This is a genomic window from Solibaculum mannosilyticum (assembly GCF_015140235.1).
In the GTDB taxonomy this organism is placed as follows: domain Bacteria; phylum Bacillota; class Clostridia; order Oscillospirales; family Acutalibacteraceae; genus Solibaculum; species Solibaculum mannosilyticum.
This window is the reverse complement of record NZ_AP023321.1, coordinates 851,671-870,484: the sequence shown is the minus strand read 5'-3', so window position 1 is coordinate 870,484 and position 18,814 is coordinate 851,671. Positions and strand designations below refer to the sequence as shown.

10 protein-coding genes and 1 other annotated feature are annotated in these 18,814 nt (G+C 48.7%); of the genes, 7 read left to right on the top strand and 3 right to left on the bottom strand.

The features are described 5' to 3' along the window. Positions 1-154 precede the first annotated feature (154 nt). The 3 genes from C12CBH8_RS04080 (at position 155) to C12CBH8_RS11830 (ending at position 5,694) form a co-directional block, all read left to right on the top strand. Positions 155-907, top strand: a complete 753-nt coding sequence (locus C12CBH8_RS04080) for a GH25 family lysozyme (protein ID WP_215533602.1) — start codon at positions 155-157, stop codon at positions 905-907. 434 nt (positions 908-1,341) lie between these two features. Beyond that, positions 1,342-3,873: an AMP-binding protein gene (locus tag C12CBH8_RS04075; RefSeq protein ID WP_090267510.1), complete on the top strand. Its 2,532-nt coding sequence runs from the start codon at positions 1,342-1,344 to the stop codon at positions 3,871-3,873. Between the two features lie 378 nt (positions 3,874-4,251). Beyond that, positions 4,252-5,694, top strand: a complete 1,443-nt coding sequence (locus tag C12CBH8_RS11830; protein WP_099323413.1) for an immunity protein Imm33 domain-containing protein — start codon at positions 4,252-4,254, stop codon at positions 5,692-5,694. 41 nt (positions 5,695-5,735) lie between these two features. Here C12CBH8_RS11830 and fliB read toward each other — a convergent pair whose 3' ends face one another. Beyond that, the gene (gene fliB / locus C12CBH8_RS04065; protein WP_215533601.1) at positions 5,736-6,893 is read right to left on the bottom strand and encodes a flagellin lysine-N-methylase; all 1,158 of its coding nucleotides are present in this window, start codon (positions 6,891-6,893) and stop codon (positions 5,736-5,738) included. A gap of 16 nt (positions 6,894-6,909) precedes the next feature. After that, a complete protein-coding gene (locus C12CBH8_RS04060) occupies positions 6,910-8,454 on the bottom strand; it encodes a RecQ family ATP-dependent DNA helicase (RefSeq protein ID WP_215533600.1) in 1,545 nt (514 codons plus the stop codon). Positions 8,455-8,775: 321 nt separating this feature from the next. Between C12CBH8_RS04060 and C12CBH8_RS04055 the strand changes: the two genes are divergently transcribed. The 4 genes from C12CBH8_RS04055 to rbr all read left to right on the top strand — a co-directional run bounded on the left by C12CBH8_RS04055 (position 8,776) and on the right by rbr (position 12,261). Then, a complete protein-coding gene (locus C12CBH8_RS04055) occupies positions 8,776-10,239 on the top strand; it encodes a right-handed parallel beta-helix repeat-containing protein (RefSeq protein ID WP_215533599.1) in 1,464 nt (487 codons plus the stop codon). 131 nt (positions 10,240-10,370) lie between these two features. Continuing rightward, positions 10,371-10,532, top strand: a sequence feature (ribosomal protein L10 leader region). Positions 10,533-10,562: 30 nt separating this feature from the next. Beyond that, positions 10,563-11,093, top strand: a complete 531-nt coding sequence (gene rplJ, locus C12CBH8_RS04050; protein WP_090267494.1) for a 50S ribosomal protein L10 — start codon at positions 10,563-10,565, stop codon at positions 11,091-11,093. Between the two features lie 59 nt (positions 11,094-11,152). Then, entirely contained in the window at positions 11,153-11,530 is a 378-nt protein-coding gene (gene rplL, locus C12CBH8_RS04045) for a 50S ribosomal protein L7/L12 (protein WP_090267497.1), read from the top strand. A gap of 188 nt (positions 11,531-11,718) precedes the next feature. After that, the gene (gene rbr / locus C12CBH8_RS04040) at positions 11,719-12,261 is read left to right on the top strand and encodes a rubrerythrin (RefSeq protein ID WP_090267498.1); all 543 of its coding nucleotides are present in this window, start codon (positions 11,719-11,721) and stop codon (positions 12,259-12,261) included. A 117-nt stretch (positions 12,262-12,378) separates the two neighbouring features. Here rbr and C12CBH8_RS04035 read toward each other — a convergent pair whose 3' ends face one another. Continuing rightward, on the bottom strand, positions 12,379-18,705 hold the full coding sequence (locus C12CBH8_RS04035; RefSeq protein WP_215533598.1) for a glycoside hydrolase family 38 C-terminal domain-containing protein: 6,327 nt from the start codon (positions 18,703-18,705) through the stop codon (positions 12,379-12,381). Between the last annotated feature and the right edge of the window lie 109 nt (positions 18,706-18,814).

The following is an 18,814-nucleotide window of genomic DNA, read 5'->3' as shown; positions in this document are numbered from 1 at the left end:
CCTGTGATTCTTATTTTATCATGCTCTTAAGAGTTTTATTTCTTACAAACAGATTAAATGCTTGTTACTATATGTTATTATATCAGTATATCATCTTTTTGCCGTGACCAGGTCACGCATCGGTTGAAACACTACATCTCTAATGGAGGATGCTATGAAGAAACAGCTTAAATTTTTCATTCTGACGGTGATCGGCATTGCTGTTACAGCTATTGTGGTCTTGGGTGTTTTGGTCTGGCAAGGAGTTATTTTGCTCAACAATCCTTCCTCTGAACAGTATCCTATGCGAGGCGTGGACGTCTCCTCTTATCAAGGCGAAATCGATTGGGACGTCTTAGCTTCCCAGGACATCCAATTTGCCTTTATCAAAGCTACGGAAGGCAGCTCTTATGTGGATCCTTATTTCTCTGTCAATTATCAAAATGCACAAGCAACCTCTCTCCGCATCGGCGCCTATCATTTTTTCAGTTACGATAGCTCCGGACTCTCCCAAGCACAGAATTTTATTTCTAACGTCCCTGCCATCGGTAATATGCTTCCTCCGGTGGTGGACATAGAGTTTTACGGCGACAAAGAAAAAAATCTCCCCGAGGTAGACACTACTCAATCCGAGCTTGACGAGCTCTTATCTGCATTGGAAACACACTATAACATAAAGCCCATCCTATACGCCACGGAAAAATCGTACCGTCTTTACCTCGCCGGCCGATATGATTCCTATGATATCTGGATTCGAAACGTCATCACCTCCCCCACCCTATCGGATGGAAGAGCCTGGACTTTCTGGCAATACACCAATCGGGAAACACTAGATGGCTACAAGGGCAAAGAAAAATTTATTGATATGAATGTATTTTATGGATCAAAAGAGGATTTTTCTCATTATGCTACTTCTAGCTCTTATTAAATGCAGTATTCTATATTTTTCCTCTTTGATGCAAGAAAACAGTCATAAAAGCCCAAATAGCCTTTACAAAAATAAAAAAATAGTTTATAATAGGAATACTTTGTAACTTCATAGGATCTGAAATGCTAGGATGGGAAAAACAAATGCATGACTTGGTTCAGAGAGCCGCCGGATGGTGCGAGGCGGGGCAAAAAAGCATTTGTGCTGGTCCCGGAGCAGCCAGTTGAACAGCTTCGGTTTGTGAGGCTCAGTAGGCCCGGACGGGGTTCCCGCCGTTATCAAGGGAGGGCATTGATTGGATGCCGTCAAGGGGATATCGATGAAGATATCAAAAAGAGTGGTACCGCGGAAGTGTTGCGCTTTCGTCTCTTGCATAGGCGAGGGGCGGAGGCGTTTTTCTTTTGACCCGGATTTTAAAACAGGAGGAACGGAAAATGAAATTATCGTTTTCAACATTAGGCTGTCCGGATTTCGACTGGCCGGACATTTATTCCATGGCCAAGGACTTTGGTTTCCAAGGGATCGAAGTTCGGGGGCTGGACAATGATATCTTTTCCATATCGGGCCGCCCCTTTCAGGAGAACAATTTGCCCAAAACCATCGAGCAGCTGAAAAAGCTCCGTTTGGAGATCCCCTGCCTCTCTTCGGGATGCGCCCTTAAATTTGCCGACCGCAAAGAGGAAACCATCCGGGAATTGAAACAGTATATGGATCTGGCCCATAAATTGGGGACACCTTACATCCGGATCCTGGGGGATCTGACTGCCGCTCCCCAGGGTGAAGTGGACGATCAATTGGTTTTGTCCTCCTTGTGCGAACTGGCTCCCTATGCCGAGGAAAGAGACATCACCCTTTTGGTGGAAACCAACGGCGTCTATACCGACACAGCCCGTCTGCGCAATCTGCTGGATCAGATCGAAAGCGACAACGTAGCTGCTTTGTGGGATATCCATCACCCTTACCGCTTCGGCGGAGAGACGCCGGAACAGACGGTACAAAATTTAGGCGCTTATATTAAGTATACCCACATCAAAGATTCCGTTATGGAAAACGGCCAGGTATCTTACCGCATGATGGGAGAAGGCGATCTGCCTATGAAATCCATCATCCGGGCGTTGAAATCCATCAACTATGAAGGCTATGTGTCCTTGGAATGGCTCAAACAGTACGCCCCCGATTTGAATGACGCCGGTATCGTCTTCCCCCACTACGCCAATTTTATGAGCCAGTATATGGATGCTCCCGTGAAGGATCATCGCCTTTACGACAACAATGCAAAAACCGGTCAATACGTCTGGCCCAAAGAGCATCTGATCGATCTGACCTTCCCCCAGGTCCTGGACCGCATGGTGGAAGAGTTCCCCGACCAATATGCCTTCCGCTACACTACTTTGGATTATACCCGTACTTATCAGGAGTTCCGAGACGATGTGGATACCTTTGCCCGTTCCCTCATCGCCATGGGGGTAAAGCCGGGAGATCACGTGGCCATCTGGGCTACCAACGTCCCCCAATGGTACATCACCTTCTGGGCTACCACTAAAATCGGCGCTGTGCTGGTGACGGTCAACACCGCTTATAAAATCCACGAGGCTGAGTACCTGCTCCGCCAATCGGATACCCATACTTTGGTCATGATCGATGGATACAAGGATTCCGACTACGTCCAGATCATGAAGGAGCTGTGCCCCGAACTGCAGACGGCTGAAAAAGGCAAACCCCTGCACATCAAACGTCTGCCCTTCCTGCGCAATATCATCACGGTGGACTCGGCTCAAAAGGGATGCTACACTTGGGAGGAAAGTTTAGCTCTTGCCCAAAAAGTCCCGGTGGAGGACGTCTATCGCCGTGCGGCTGCCATCAATAAACACGACGTCTGCAATATGCAGTACACCTCCGGAACCACCGGATTCCCCAAAGGCGTTATGCTGACCCACTACAATGTCGTCAACAACGGCAAGGCCATCGGCGACTGCATGGATCTCTCCACCGCCGACCGCTTGATGATTCAAGTCCCCATGTTCCATTGCTTCGGCATGGTGCTGGCCATGACTGCCGCTATGACACACGGCACTACCATGTCCCCCATCCCGGCCTTCTCTCCCCGTCTGGGCCTCGACTGCATCAACAAAGAGCATATCACCGCCTTCCATGGCGTCCCTACCATGTTCATCGCCATGCTGGGGCATGAGAATTTCCCCAAAACCGATTTCAGTTACATGCGCACCGGTATTATGGCCGGTAGTCCCTGTCCCATCAAGGTCATGCAGGATGTCATTGACAAAATGAACATGAAGGAAATCTGCATCACCTACGGCCAAACCGAGGCTTCCCCGGGATGCACCATGAGCAAGACCACCGATTCCCTGGAAGTCCGGGTCAATACCGTAGGCGGAAGTATGTTCGGCGTCCAGTGTAAGATCGTGGATCCGGAAACCGGTGAGGATCTCCCCGACAACGTGGACGGCGAATTTGTGGCTAAGGGATATAACATCATGAAGGGATATTATAAGATGCCCGAAGCCACGGCCGCTGCCATCGATGAGGACGGTTGGCTGCACACCGGCGATTTGGCCCGTCGGGATGAAAACGGCAATTACAAGATCACCGGACGTATTAAAGATATGATTATCCGCGGCGGCGAGAATATCTATCCCAAGGAGATCGAGGACTTTATTTACACCCATCCCAAGGTGTCGGATGTCCAGGTCATCGGCGTACCGGATAAACAGTACGGTGAGGAGATCATGGCTTGTGTGGTGCTCAAGCCCGGCGAGACCATGACGGAAGAGGAATTAAAGGAATTTGTGGCCACCCATATGGCCAAGCACAAAACACCGCGGTATGTAGACTTTGTAGACGGGTTCCCCATGAATGCTGCCGGTAAAATCCTCAAGTACAAGATGCGGGAGGACGCGGTGAAAAAATTAAACCTTCAGGCAGACAGCAGTATCGAAACAGCATAAACATCCATTTACGCAACCAGGATGAGTTCAAATGTAACTCATCCTGGTTGTTTTCTTAGGGAATATCTCCTGTATATTTGTGCTGGAAAAAGCACCTGTTTTTTATTTAAAAGTATACAACCTTCGTTTTTCATGCGAAAACATTCGACTTTCCCTTCGCAGTATGGTAAAATAGTCCCATTGAGGAGATTATTCGCGATGATAAATTGTAGCATATCCCAAAAGGGTCTTTCTTTTCAATATAATATTCAAAACAATTGGATCGGCTTTTTGCCGCGCCTTGCCGCGTCCTGCACCATTTGGTAAATGCAGAACGTCGCAGGGCTTTTGTTTTAGATTAGTAAGCTGCATCCTACAGAAAAACGGAGGAATATAACCATGGATCAAACCGAGCGCAGAGCCTTTCTGGACCAATTGGAAACCTGGCATCAGGAAGACGAATTTCAAAAAATCATCGACGCTGTGGAAGCCTTACCAAAAGATGAGCAGGATTATTCTGTCATCGGCCTTATGGCCCGTGCCTATGAGAATAAAGCGGATTACGGTGAGACAGAGCCTTTGGAACACGCTATCGAGCTCCTCCAGAGTACTGCTAAAGAGGGTGTCCAGGATCCCAACTGGCATTTCCGCATGGGCTACGCCCTCTATTACCTGGATCGGGAAGCTGAGGCTATCCCCTATTTCCAAACAGTGCTCAACCTCATTTCGGATGACCCTGATACTCAGGAATTCTGGAGCGACGCCCGGGAATTTTTAGAGAAATGCGTCAACGACGCTCAATCTAAAGTCTCTCCCGAATGGTATACCGAAGAGGAGTTAAATGCGGTTGAAGCCCATATCAACAAGTTTTTCGGGAATTACGACAATGTCTTTCATGAACTCTATTCTCCGGACATCCATGTAGATATCTGCGTCATCAAGCCGACCCCTGAACGCAATTATTATACCTTAGTCACCATGGGAGCAGGCGCCCATCGGATGAATGTGCCCAAGGAGATCCAGAATGAAAAACTGGACAGAGCTGAAATGATGATCTGTCTGCCTCCCGACTGGAAAATAGGCGATAGCCAAGAAGATTGGTACTGGCCTTTGCGGTGGCTTAAGATTATGGCACGTCTGCCAGGAAAAGAAGAATCCTGGCTCGGATGGGGACATACCGTTTCCAATCCCGGTGAAGTCCCGTTCGCCGACAATACTCAATTATGCGGTATCATGCTGTTGTCCCCCGGTGAATTCGCAAAAGGAGCGGATTCCTGTACCCTTCCGGATGGGGATATCGTCCGTTTTTACCAGCTTATCCCCCTTTATCGGGAGGAGATGGATTATAAACTGCACACCAGTGCAAACGCTCTGCTGCATCGTTTTCAGTCCTCCGGTGAAGGCATCGAACTGACTCCCATGCGTCCGGACCGCCCCAACGCATGCATGGACAATACCAAGGAATTTTATCTCAAACGAGAGGATATCCGTCCTATTCTCACCAATTGGAGAGGCGTAGAAGGATGTCTTGCCACCGACCGTATTTTAGTGGACGGGCAAAAGGTAGGATTCTGTTACCGTGAGAAGCCCACTCCGGACAATATCAATTGGGACAGCGGCTGGCGTTTCACCGCCGGCGATGAAGACAAAGACTACATGGACGATGCCAAAAATTCGGGAGTTTATCATCTCAACACCATCTGCAACTATGACCAGGATATCCTCCCCCTCCTGCATGCTCCATACGGCGCTGCTTTCCGCCGTGATCAAAATGGCGTATTTCATCTCGTCCCTCCAAAACGAGGTTCCAAAGATATCCACAATCAGCCCGATAAACAGTAATCTTGTCCCATTATAAAATAAAGGATGCTTAGGCCATTCGCCTAGCATCCTTTTTCTTTGTCCGGCGGAAATAGACTGATGCACATCCCCGTCAAATGGCTCACATCCGCCCACGGTTCGCACCACATGGCCTCCATCAATCCCGTCACATTATCAAGATCATATTCCACTTGTTTGGAATAGTCCTTTGCCAACTGGATGTGATCCTCCATGGTAAAATCCCCTGTTTCCTGCCAACGCTCCACTGCCATTAGCCCTACTGTAAGGCAGCTTGTCACAGTAAATCCTGTTTTGGACAGCACATCCCCATCGTAAGCCGCCTTTAAGAGATAACGATACAAAAAATATACCGCCAGATGTTCCACTTCCTGTATCCTGCTCTTTAGGATGTTGGAAAAATCTCTGGCTTGGGATAAAAGGCTAGAAACGTTTTCCTCTAATCTCCTTATCCTCTCCGGCCAGGAGGATTCCAGCGGTGTCTGGTGCCTGAGAAAACGCAACATGCCTCTCCATGTCTCTTCCAATGCGGATCCTTCTTCCAGCCGAACTATCCCCCCCATCTCCCGGCGGCATTGAATCAAGGAAAACTGGCTGCACACCTGATCCAGGCATTCCATATCCTCCCGATCCAAACAGAACTGGGATGCCTGCGCTAATTCCATCAGCAGGCAAAGACGTATTCCCATCGGCAGCCCTCGGTCCTGTGCAATGCCAAATGCGGTCTCCCGTATGCGCAGCACTGCCTGCAAGAGACGTTTATCCGGCTCGTCTTCATCGGGAGGCTCTGGGATATCGGATTGCACGAAAGAAACCGGTTCTTCCCGGGAAAACAACAGTGCTCCCACCGCTTCACAACAGAGTCCTAACCCGCTTTCCTTGTAGTCTCCAAACCATTCGTGAAACCTTGGATGTTGACGGCATATCTCACACAATCCCTCTTCCCCAAGGGCACATTGGATATCACACAGGTTCTGTTCATTTAAAAAACAGCAGCGTTCCTTTTCCTTCCGCTTAAAATAAGGTGGATCATCCCACTGAATACCCTCTCTAAGTCTTTGACCCAATTCCGCGTCGGCCGCCTGGTATCGGGCAGCCGATACGGGGTCGACATCAATCTCCCAGCCGATACAACAGTTGTCCTTACATGCCGAACCGATACAGTGAAATGTTTCATAGTAGTCCGGATAAGTCACTCGCATGAACCTTTCTCCTCCCTTATCCTTTGTACGCCTTAAAAAGAGGCAAAAAGTACTTGCTATATTGCTGGCATTTCCGCGCCCCTACGCCCGGCACCTGTAAAAACTGCTGTTCCGTTGTGGGACAAAGAGCACACATCTGGCGCAATGTGGCATCAGTGAACACCACAAAGGCCGGTACTCCCGCCCGTCGCGCCAAGTCTAGACGCAACTTTTTGAGCGTTTGCCACAGTTCCGGATCCAGATTCTTCTCCTCCACCTGAATCCTTTTCTTTTCTTGTGCCGCCCGTACCGCCACGACATTGGCTTTTTCCTGGCCGGGCAGGCAAATCGAACAATTCCCACAGGGCTGTTTTTGCCTCTGTCCAAAGTATCGGAGCATTTCCCCTCTCAAACAGTATTTGCTGTGACAGTAAAAGGTCATCTGCTTGAGCCTCTCCCGCTGACGGTTGCGCAGAGCTTCCAACTCCTCTTGGTCCACTCCGGCTTTTGGAGAACTATTGTCAATGAGAAAGTTTCCTGTGCGCACATCGGACGCACTATAGAGTAAAATACAGTCGGCAGGTTGTCCATCCCGTCCGGCCCTTCCGGCCTCCTGGTAGTAACTCTCCAAATCCAACGGCATGTTGTAATGGACCACAAATCCAACGTTGGATTTATCAATTCCCATGCCAAAGGCATTGGTGGCCACCATAACGCGAACTTTATCAAACAGGAAATCGTCTTGATTCTGCTGCCTTAAGGAGTCCTCCAAACCAGCGTGGTACCGGGCGGCGGACACTCCCATATCAGTGAGATGCGTGTACACTTGATCCACCTTTTTTCGGGTGGAACAATACACTATACCGCATCGGTCGGGATGGGCGTCCAGATACACCTTTAAAGCCGCCATTTTGTCCCGGTCCTGCAAACGCTGCACTTCAAAGTAAAGATTGGGACGGTCAAATCCTGTAATGACCTCCAGGGGATCTTGCAAGTCCAGCATCTGTAAAATATCCTTGCGGACGTGGGCCGTGGCAGTGGCGGTAAAAGCCCCTACCGGCGGACGGTTGGGGAGTGCTGCGATGAATTCCCGGATTTGTAAATAACTAGGACGGAAATCCTGTCCCCATTGGGATACGCAGTGAGCCTCATCTACGCACAAAAGAGAAATGGATATACTGTGCGCAAACCGCAGGAAACTGGGCGTCAACAGCCTCTCCGGCGCCACATAGATGATTTTATACATGCCCTGGCTGGCATTGGACAGGGCTTTTCTACATTGTCCCTCCGTAAGGGAGGAATTGATGTAGGCCGCCCTTACCCCCATCTGGATAAGCGCCTGTACCTGATCTTTCATCAGGCTGATGAGCGGAGACACAACCACCGTCACGCCAGGCATCAACAGGGCCGGCAATTGATAACAGATGGATTTCCCTGCACCAGTGGGCATCACGGCTAAGGCATCCCCTTGTCCCAACAAGTGGTTGACGATGTCCTCTTGCCCGGGACGAAAGCTATCGTATCCGAATATTTGTTTTAAAGTACTGTATTTCTGTTCTGTCAGATCTGGAGAAAGGGTCATATATTTTTTGCGCTCCTCGCTTTACCGATCAATTTTAGAATTCCTCTTTTCATTGTACCGCAAAGAGATCCCTCTGTACAGAATGTATTTTCAGTCAAATCCCATGGTCTATATCTTGGACGTTTATATCTGAATATAAAATTAAATAAAAAAGATATAACCCTTGAATAAATTGGTGAAAAATAGTATAATTTAACTAGTTGCTTTGTGGGGAGTCGTGTACTGCATGGGAGGTGATCATCATATCCTGCGTACCGCTGCTGCGGGAAAACGTCGCCAGCTCATAATGGCAGCTAATTGTAAAATTAGGAGGAAAATACATTGAACACCACCAAGACTACAAAACGCTCATTATTGGTAAGCGGATTGGCTGTATTCATGTGTATCGCCATGCTTGCCGGCACCACCTTTGCCTGGTTTACAGACAGTGTTGTAAACAAAGGCAATCGTATCCAATCCGGCACCCTGCTTATGGACGTCATCGGTTACGACCGCTCTGGTACTGAAATCGGCAGCTTTAAAGACGATTCTACCCCCGCCCTCATCAGTGAAGTCAATTGGGAGCCTGGCGTCTCCAACTCTAAGTATATCAAAGTAATAAACAATGGAACTCTTAGTTTCGATTTTCAAATGAAGTTTGTGATCCAGCCGGGCGATGAAAGCCTAATTGATTCCCTGTGGTACAATTTGGAAGAAGTGGATGAGATCACACAGTTATCCGCCCAACCTACTTCAAAAGACGATCGTAACGATATGAATGGTTTGGGAGATACTACTATAGACAGCACACTTCTTAAAGGGGAAACTAAGATCTATCGTTTCGACTACGGCATGAAAGAAGAAGCTGGCAATGAGTTCCAAAACAAGGAATTCAGCGCTGATCTGAGTCTGGTCGCCAAACAACATACTTATGAAGAAGACGGTTTTGGAAATAACCAGTACGACAAGGATGCTCCTTATCCAGTCACCGTCAACAGCAACGACGAACTGGCTGATGCTATGTCCCAAGGGAATGGTTATGTGGTGTTGTCCGACGATTTTGACGCCGAAACCATCAACCTTTCCTCCAACACCAAAGCAATTTCCAATATGGTTCTGGACGGCAATGGGAAGCTCCTAAAAGGTATGGATGTGGATGCTGGTACGGCTATTGATGGGCTGACTATCCAGAATTTTGATTTTGTGGAGAAAGGCATCAGCCTGGTCGCTTGGGGTGAACAAGCTGGATTTAAAAACGTCACAATCCGCAACTGTAATTTTAAAGATATGGCTGAGACTTCAAATTCCGCCATTCATCTGAATGTAGCTGCGGATGTGGTAGAAAATTTCACTGTTGAAAACTGTGCTATTGACGGTGTCAGCAGTACTACCGGCAGCGGTATTTATGTCGGCAGCAGTTCCGGCTCTATTGTAGTGACGGGATGCACCATTAAGGATGTTGCTCACAGTGGGATCCAAATTTCCGGGAACTCCAATGGTAGTATCACTATTAAAAACAATACCATTGAAAACTGGAATTGTGACAACGATTCTGAATCATCCGGTGGCGGTTATGGAATCAATGCTGTCTATCGTGAAGGCGATGGACGTTTTGCCTCTATCACCAATAACATCTTTAAAAAGACCTTCGTAGAAGGTTCTACTGATGCTGGAAAAATCATTCGGATGAGATATTCTACCATTGGCTTAAAAGATGTCAATCTCAACTATGAAAGCTCTTTAGGCGATCTATCCGGCACTTATTATGAGGTAATTGGAAACGATTATAGTCAAGTCAGCTACTAATCATTCCAAAGCGCATTGTCTAAAAACAGGGTATTCCTTAAAAAGAGGATACCCTGTTTTTATGTAAGATCAGAAATTTTTCTGACATTTTCATCCTTTTACTTGACTTTTTTGATCGGGTATGGTAAAGTAAAAAAGCTGTTTAAGTTCTAAAGACAGCAGGTGCGCAATGCTTAATGGTTTGATAACCAGCCTGCCGAGGAATGGAGCATCAGAAAAGACGGTTTTTGCCGTTTCATTTTGCTGTTATGCCCTTTTCGCCGGCCAGGTGGGAAGGGCTTTTGTTTTGCACACTTACCCTTTTTCATCGGAGGTGAAATCGATTGCCTAGTCAGAAGATTTTGGAGCAGAAGCAGGAATTTGTCGCTCAATTGGCTGAGAAGCTGAACAATGCTGTCGCTGGTGTTGTGGTAAGTTATCAGGGCATCAACGTGGCCGATGATACTCAGCTGCGTAAGAATCTGCGTGAAGCCGGCGTGGAATACATGGTTGTGAAAAACACTCTGTTGCGTCTGGCTGCTCAGAAAGCCAACTTGGAGGGATTGAACGGTGTTCTTTCGGGAAGCACTGCTATCGCTCTGAGCAATGAGGACTATGTTGCCGCTGCTAAAATTTTGGCCGAATGCGCTGAGAAAAATAAAGCCATTCAGCTGAAAGCCGGTTTTGTGGACGGAGATGTGCTGGATAAGTCCGGTGTGGAAGAACTCGCAAAACTGCCGTCCAAGGAAGTCCTTATCGCCAAGACTCTTGGCGGCTTGAACGCCCCTATCACTGGTTTGGTGTATGTGCTTAATGCCAACCTCAGCGGCCTGGCTCGCGTTCTTAACGCCATTGCTGAAAAGCAAGGTGCTTAATCCCACATTTTTAGTCCCAAGTTTAAATTTATAATGATGATTTATGGAGGTATTTTACCATGTCTGAGAAAGTTTTGAAGCTTATTGAAGATGTTAAGTCCCTGACCGTTCTGGAACTGTCTGAGCTCGTTAAGGCTCTGGAAGAGGAATTCGGTGTTTCTGCCGCTGCTCCTGTTGCTGTTGCCGCTGCTCCTGCTGCCGGTGCTGCTCCTGCCGCTGAAGAGAAGACTGAATTTGACGTTGTCCTGAAGGACGCTGGCGCTAACAAGATCGCTGTTATCAAGGTTGTCCGCGAGCTGACTGGCCTGGGCCTGAAGGAAGCTAAGGCTCTGGTCGACGGCGCTCCCAAGGCTCTGAAGGAAGGCGTCTCCAAGGACGATGCCTCCGCTATGGAAGCTAAGCTGAAGGAAGCTGGCGCTACCGTCGAAGTGAAATAAGTTTTTATTTCTACATGTTCAGCCGACAATCAGGTCTTAAGATCTGGTTGCCGGCTTTTTATTTCTCCCCTACCGTCATTTTCTGGTAGGGGATTTTCTTTTTTCCTCCAGATCACGAATTTTTAGGATAGATTGGTTCCATACTAATATCGATGCCAGTGTGTAAACCATAAAAGGAGGAATTTTGTATGCCCGAACTCAAAGGAAGCAGAACCGAAGCAAATCTAATGGCTGCTTTTGCTGGGGAATCCCAAGCCCGAACAAAATACGGAATCTACGCCGAACAAGCTCGAAAAGACGGTTATGAACAAATTGGAGCTATCTTTCAGGAGACGTCCGATAATGAGGCTATCCACGCATCTATTTGGCTTCAGTATCTGAAAGGTGGATCCATCCCCTCTACTCTTCAGAACCTAGGAGACTGTGCTGACGGCGAACATTTTGAATGGACCGATATGTATAAAGAATATGCCCAGGTTGCAAGAGAGGAAGGGTTCACCGAAATTGCTGCCAAAATGGATCTAATTGCAAAAATTGAAAAGGAACATGAAGAACGTTATCGCAAGTTGATTGATAATCTCGGCAATGGAGAGGTATTCCAGAAGGGTAATACTGTAATATGGAAGTGCCGCTCTTGCGGCCATATTCATGTAGGCAATTCTGCTCCTCAAATATGTCCCGTCTGCAAACGCACCCAATCTTTCTTTGAAATCAAAGCGGAAAATTATTGATTTTTTCCGCAGAAATATATCATAAAAAGTCCCCGGCTGTTGTTACACAGTCGGGGACTTTCCATAGACTCTATTTTTACTTAGAGCTATCGTTGATCATCAACTTTTCTCCAAATGTTATTTGGTGATAGTAATGGGGAAGGTGAGGCAGGGATCATCAATGTAACGGCCAGTTGCGGGATCCTTGATCTTGGCCGTGAAGATGCGGTTGCCTACAGATCCAACCGATATCGTGATCTTGAAGGTCTTTACATCTCCGTTTACCGTGCTCTCTACTGCTTCCTTCGTGATCGCATTTCCTCTTTCGTTGAAGATGCCTACTGTCTCCACATTTGCTGTGGTCTCTACTTCTACAACGAACGATTCATTTACCTTCGCCATTCCTGCACTCGATACCGACAGGATCTTCTCTCCCGACGGCTTGGCTGCCACCGAGAAGCTCACTGTCACTGAAGAGTTCACAAAGCTTCCTCCCACAGCTGCTGTGGCGATCGTCAGCACGCGGTTCTCTCCCTGGGATGCTACGGCAGTCTTGATGGTCCATGTCTTGGTGTTGTCCTCGGGGTTGTACACCGACTTCATGCCAAGGATGGTGACATATTTGCCGTTCTCGTTGAGGAGGGCGAAGCGGCTGCGGTCAGCGGAGGTCTTGATGGTGAGGGTAATGGTCTCGTTGGGCTCATAAGTATCCTTATCAGCCGAAGCGGAGAGGACGAATTCCTTAGCAGTAAGGGCGTCGATGGCGTCCTTGATGGCCTGGGTGGCATCCAAGACCTGGGTCTTGGTAGCCTCGGCGTTGTCGAGCAGGGCCTTGCCGGCTTCCACGGCGGAGGTCAGGGCTGCATAGGAATCTTCCGTATAGTTGTTGGCATCGTAAGCTTCTGCTTCTGCGATAGCGTCTTTCAATGCCTGCAGGTCTTCTTCGCTGGGGATGCTGGGTTCAGCTTCGGTGAACTGGAACCAGTCAACATTGACAACATAACTATAGTTGCCAGAGAAGGTCAAATAAACGGTATGCACTCCTGTGGGAATCACATCCAAGTTACCGCTGGCTTCCTGGTATCTACTCCAGCCGCCGGTCTGTCTTACAGTCAGGCTGCCGATCTTAGTACCGCCGGAAGCTTCGTCATGACCGTCAATCCAGATGTCAACGGTACGGTTTCCATCGCCGCCGTTTTCAGCGGAGTAGTACATAGTGAAGGACTCAGCGCCTAATTTACCAAAATCAACAGCATGATAACCGACCCAATCGCCTGGCTGTACGCCGCCGATGTTGGGACCATCGTTGACAATGTCATGATCTTCATCATAAGTTTCGGCTTCGATCCTAGTATAAGCATCGCGTCGTTCTTGCAGTCCGTTGATCGCATCATTGACAGCAGAAGCTGCGTTATCGCGCTCTTCCTTGGTGGCGTCTTCCTTTTCAAGGATAGCTTCAGCATCTTCTACAGCCTTGGTCAAAGCAGCATAGGATTCTTCTGTATACTTGTTATCGTCGTTGCTGTAGCCTTTGGCTTTTTCAATAGCTTCGGTCAGGCCCTTGACACCGTTGTCAACCAAGCCGGCGAGGGCTTCACGCAGGTCGGCAATCGCAATATTGTATTCGCCGGAGGTTGCATCGGGATCTGCCTTGACAGCTTCAGCAGCTTTCACAGCTTCGTCCAAAGCGGCATAGGAATCCTCAGTGAAATATTTGGCGTCCTTGGTTGCGGCTTCGTCCAAAGCGGCCTGCAGATCCTGCTTATTCTTATCGGTGGGAGGGCCGTCGGGATTCTCAGCCTCGACGAACTGGATGTAGTCGAGGTACAACAGGGAGCTGGATTTCAGGGTTACGTAAACGTGAGTCAGTCCAGCCGGGAGGACAGTGTCCAAATCAAAGGTTTCTTCGCCATATTCATACCAGCCGGTGCTGGGCAGGCTCAGGGTTGCTACCAGTGGGCCGGTGGGGGAACCGGTGCGGATCTCGAGCGAACTGTTACCCCAATACTGCTGATAACCGACGGTGATACCGGAGGCGCCGTTGGTATCGGTAAAGTCTATACGGCGGAAGGCTGCTGTACTATTGCCATAGTAGCTGCCCGAGAGGGCTTGTCCACCGCTGGCATTGGAATCGTTCCGCACGCTCAAATTATCGTCGGAGAAGTTGGCATTGTAGGATTCCGCTTCGATCTTATCAAAGGGAGCTCGGGTAGCATTGCTTTCCAGACCAGCAATAGCGTCTTTGATGGCCTTTGTCGCATTGTCTCGCTGTTCTTTGGTAGACTCAGGATTGTCATATACCGTCTGACCATCTTTGATCGCTGCGGTCAAAACGTCAAAAGATTCCTCGGTGTAACCTGCGCCATCGATGGCCTTTGCTTCTACCAATGCAGCGGCCAATTCAGCTTTGCCGTTGCTGACCAATGCTTTAACGGCATTCTCAAGTGCAGTGGAAGCGGTATTAATGTCATCAATGCTGGCATCGGGATCTTCCACAACAGCCTGGGCATTTTCAATCGCTTTTTGCAGAGCTTCAAAGGTCTCCGGAGTATAAAGACCTCCTTCAATAGCAGACGCTTCTTCAATCTTTTCCTTGAGCAGATCCTTCATGTAGCTTGCGCTGCCAATGAACAGATCGTCAATATAAGCGGTAAAGTACAAAGGATCAGAGGTGGTGCGATCGTGATCCTGATAGCTAAACAAAACGTCTGTAATGGTATTGCCGGCAGCGAATTTTCCGATATCACAGGTGACAAATACCCATTCGCCGTCCTTGCCCGGACGTGTTGCAGCTGGACTCATGGAAATGCCATTTTGATCCACTGCATCTGGACGTTCGCTTAAGGGTAATCCGTCTGCAAAATTCAGATCAAGGTTTACATGGTTGTTGCAACCAGAGTCTGTCTTCATCCAGTAGCTGACGTAGGTATCCTCTTCAACAGGGATCTCAGTATTATAGTAGATGTAGCCTTCCAAAACAGGAGCTGTGGTATCGTTTGCAGCGCCCGATCCCTGACGGATTTTACCACTCATCTTATAGACGCCGCTGCTGTCATGGCCGCCGTAAGAAGCAGCTCCTAGGCTGACGTTTTCTACGTTGCTGGACCACTGATTCTTATTGCTTACCGGGGTAGGATCTGTAGATTCAAATCCGGTAGCCCCGCCTTTGTAAGCACTGATCTCACCGCGGTCGTCATTGCGCTCTCTGGAATCATAGAGCTCGGTAACAACTTTACCCGGCGCACTCTCGTCCGCAACCGTTGCAGCCATAATGACAACATCCTCGTCATCCGGCAGGGTGACAGTGGTAGCTCCTTCCGGAATATCCAGAGCGTATTTGAACATATAGGTGTCGGCTGCGATCTTATCGGTATCACGGTAATGACGATGGGTAGACACAAAAGCAACGTCATCTTCTTTGATGTAACCATTGCGTTCAGGAATCATATTGGTAACATAATTCCATTCGCCGACATTCTCAGCATAATCGGCGATGCTGATGGTTTGTGTGCTGTCGCCAACCTGGAAGGTGGCTTCACGGTCATTGTTGATGGAGAATGCCAAGAGATACAGGGTATTGTAGTTGCCCTCCGGCAGATTGATGGTCTGCCCCTTGGCTTTGAGCGCATTATTTTGACCGTCTTCTTCGCTGCCCAGGACAAAGTCTACACCGGCAGCTGTGATCGTTCCAGGAAGCAGTTCACTGGGGAATGCATCCTGATTGACGGTTAAATCAGCATCATCCTTATTGGCATTGGAGGAAATAGCATCGGTGTCATAAGGCAGGGTAACCGATGCAGAATCGGCTTTCTCTCCTTTGACGGTAGGATCCTTCAATTTCAGGGCAAAGGTACGAACTTCATAGGGAGTCATGTCAAAGATCAGTTTACCGTCTTCCAGACGATAGGCACTGGTCTCAGCCAAAGCTTCCTCTGTCAAGCTCTCTTCTGATGCGAATACCGGACGAACCGACTCAATGCCGTCGCCAATGGTGAATTCAACATCGGATGCGGCTTTGTTTGCGCCTTCATTGAAACGGACAATGATTTCATCACCCTTGTTCTCCAAACCTTCGCCCACTTCACCGGCTTTGATGGCCCGGATGATAATGTCGTCATTGCTGACGCTGGCAAAGGAATAATTGGAACCCAAGTTACCCTCATGCTGAACGGTCTGATATGCCGTCATAGGTTGGGTGAAGAATTGGGCTTCCTTCTGAGTGCTGCCGTCCACAACGCCTTCATGGCCATAGATGGAGTAACCAAACACGTTCTCGCCTACATCCAGCAGGTTCATCCCGTGATCGCCGTCCCATGGATGGTCCTTATGGGGTGTATGGATCAATGTCAGACGCAGGGTATCGTCATAGGGTTTGTCCCAGCCATTTCGGCTATCGCTGAGGATGGATACGCCATAACTGCCGTCTTCAGCGGTGATGTCGGCCCATTTCTGAGCAGGTACTTCAGCCAGACGGCTGGTATTGTTAGGACGTTCAACTGCTCCCAAGCCTAAGTCGTAAGTGGCATTGGAGTTGCCACAGCTCAGGTTGAATTCGCTCTTGAGGAAGGTGGAACGTTCATCCCAGTCGATCCAGTTTTGAACATCCACAGTCTGACCGCCGTTCTCCAGGCTGATCACTTGCTCATAAGTGGAGTTCTGGAACTGACGGGTCACTTTAATTGCTACCCGTGCCGGACCGTTTTCCACAATCTCCATCTTTGATGCTGTGTCGGCAACATAAGTATGGGGGTCTTTATTCCAGTAGTTGCTGAGCGTGAGTTCCCATGCCTGCCAAGTAGCAGGAGTATCGTTAAACATACCCATGCGGATGGGATCGGCAAGCAGTTCTTTTTCAAGCTCTTTGTCATAGATGCTGCTGATGTCGCCATTGTCGTCGATAGTGACAGTGTATTTGCCGTTTTCCAGGGTGTTTTCTGTGACCTTCAAGGCGCTGGCCACTTCACTGGCGGCGTCGGCTTTGCGGACGTCATAGACACGGTAACCCATGGATTCGACATCGGCTTCAAAGGCAATTTCTAAAGTGTTGCCCTCCCTGGAGAGGATCTGGGAAGCCACTTCTTTGCCCTGATCATCGTACACCCGGATAAATTCGCATTCTTCCGGCATGGTGACGCTGGCAGTGACGATATCTTGGCGGTCGGCGGCCACAGGATTATTGACCACCAATGCCACGCCTTCGGCTTTGCTGGTATCCATCACAGACGCCACGCCGCCAATGGCATTTTCATACTCATTGCCAAATTGGTTGAGGGATAACATATAATCGTTCCAGCTGCGCAGATAAACGGCTGCTACGCTGGTTCCTGTAATATCGTCGTGGAACTGATGAGTAATCACCCGTTTCCATGCAGTAGTCAGAGCATCCATGGGATACTCCTGCGTGCCCAGCCAGCTGGCCGCCACTGCAGCAGCTTCGGCATTGGTGCCCAAAAGCTCATTGCGGCTGTTCCAACGGTGACCGGTTGTACGGGCGGTATAAGAACCGGTGCCGTGTTCACTCATCAGGAATTCGCCGTCATAGTTGGGCAGAGCGGCTTTTTCTTCAGCAGTAATGTCTCTGGCCCATTGGTCGGTGGAGGACGAAATGACCTTAACGGCATTCTCATCGTTCTGGCTGATGGCGCTCATCAGGTTACGTACAGAACTGGCAGTAGGACCGCCGCCGCAGTCGCCGATGCCGTGGTAGTAGGTAACGCCGTTCCAGCCGTTATTCTTATTGGTGGCGAGGCGGCTCGCCATGGCGGATCGTATATTAGAAGGCGTCTGATAGTTGTAGTCGGTGTTTACAACCGAAGCCAGAGCTGTCTTGCCGTCCGGACCCGTCCAGCGTCCTACGTCGTAGGGCTTATCCACGCTGCAGCCCCATGAGGCTGTATACAGCTTCTGGGTCGAGAAACCCAGCAAATTGGAGTGCACCATAATGGAGGGAAGCGCTTTGCCAAATCCGAAACAGTCGGGCAGATAAATATCCTTGCTGCGTTTATCATTGCCGAATTCATCGGCAAAGAATTGATTTCCGTACAAAATATTGCGGAAAAGCCCTTCCGGAGACGGACCATTGACATCACCGTTTTCCCAGGAACTTCCTGCGGTATTCCACCGGCCTTCCGCTATGTATTCACCGATCTGTTCGTAGACTTCCGGATAGTACTCCTTAATGACGTCATACCGATAGGCGCCTTCAAAATTGAAGTTGTAATCCGGATTCTCCTCAATATAGGCGAAGTTCTGATTAAATACAGCGGGCAGATAATCGCGCACCGTTACTCCAAATTCCCAGTTCCATACCGTATCCAGATGGGCGGTTGCGATAGAATAAATTCTTCCATCCTCTGGGACTGGCTCTGTCGGTTCATTGGCGCTGACTGCTGCAGTGGGAACCGCGACAGATGCCGCCATAGCGGTAGCCAAAAAGGCCGACATAAGCTTCTTCCATTTCTTCATGCTTTCTTTGCCTCCTTTGCCTTTTGAGTTCTTTTCGATATTTTTCTTCTTCAATCGGATAACAAATAGTAAATGTTATCCAACTTATTTTTTAGTATACTTGTTTTCA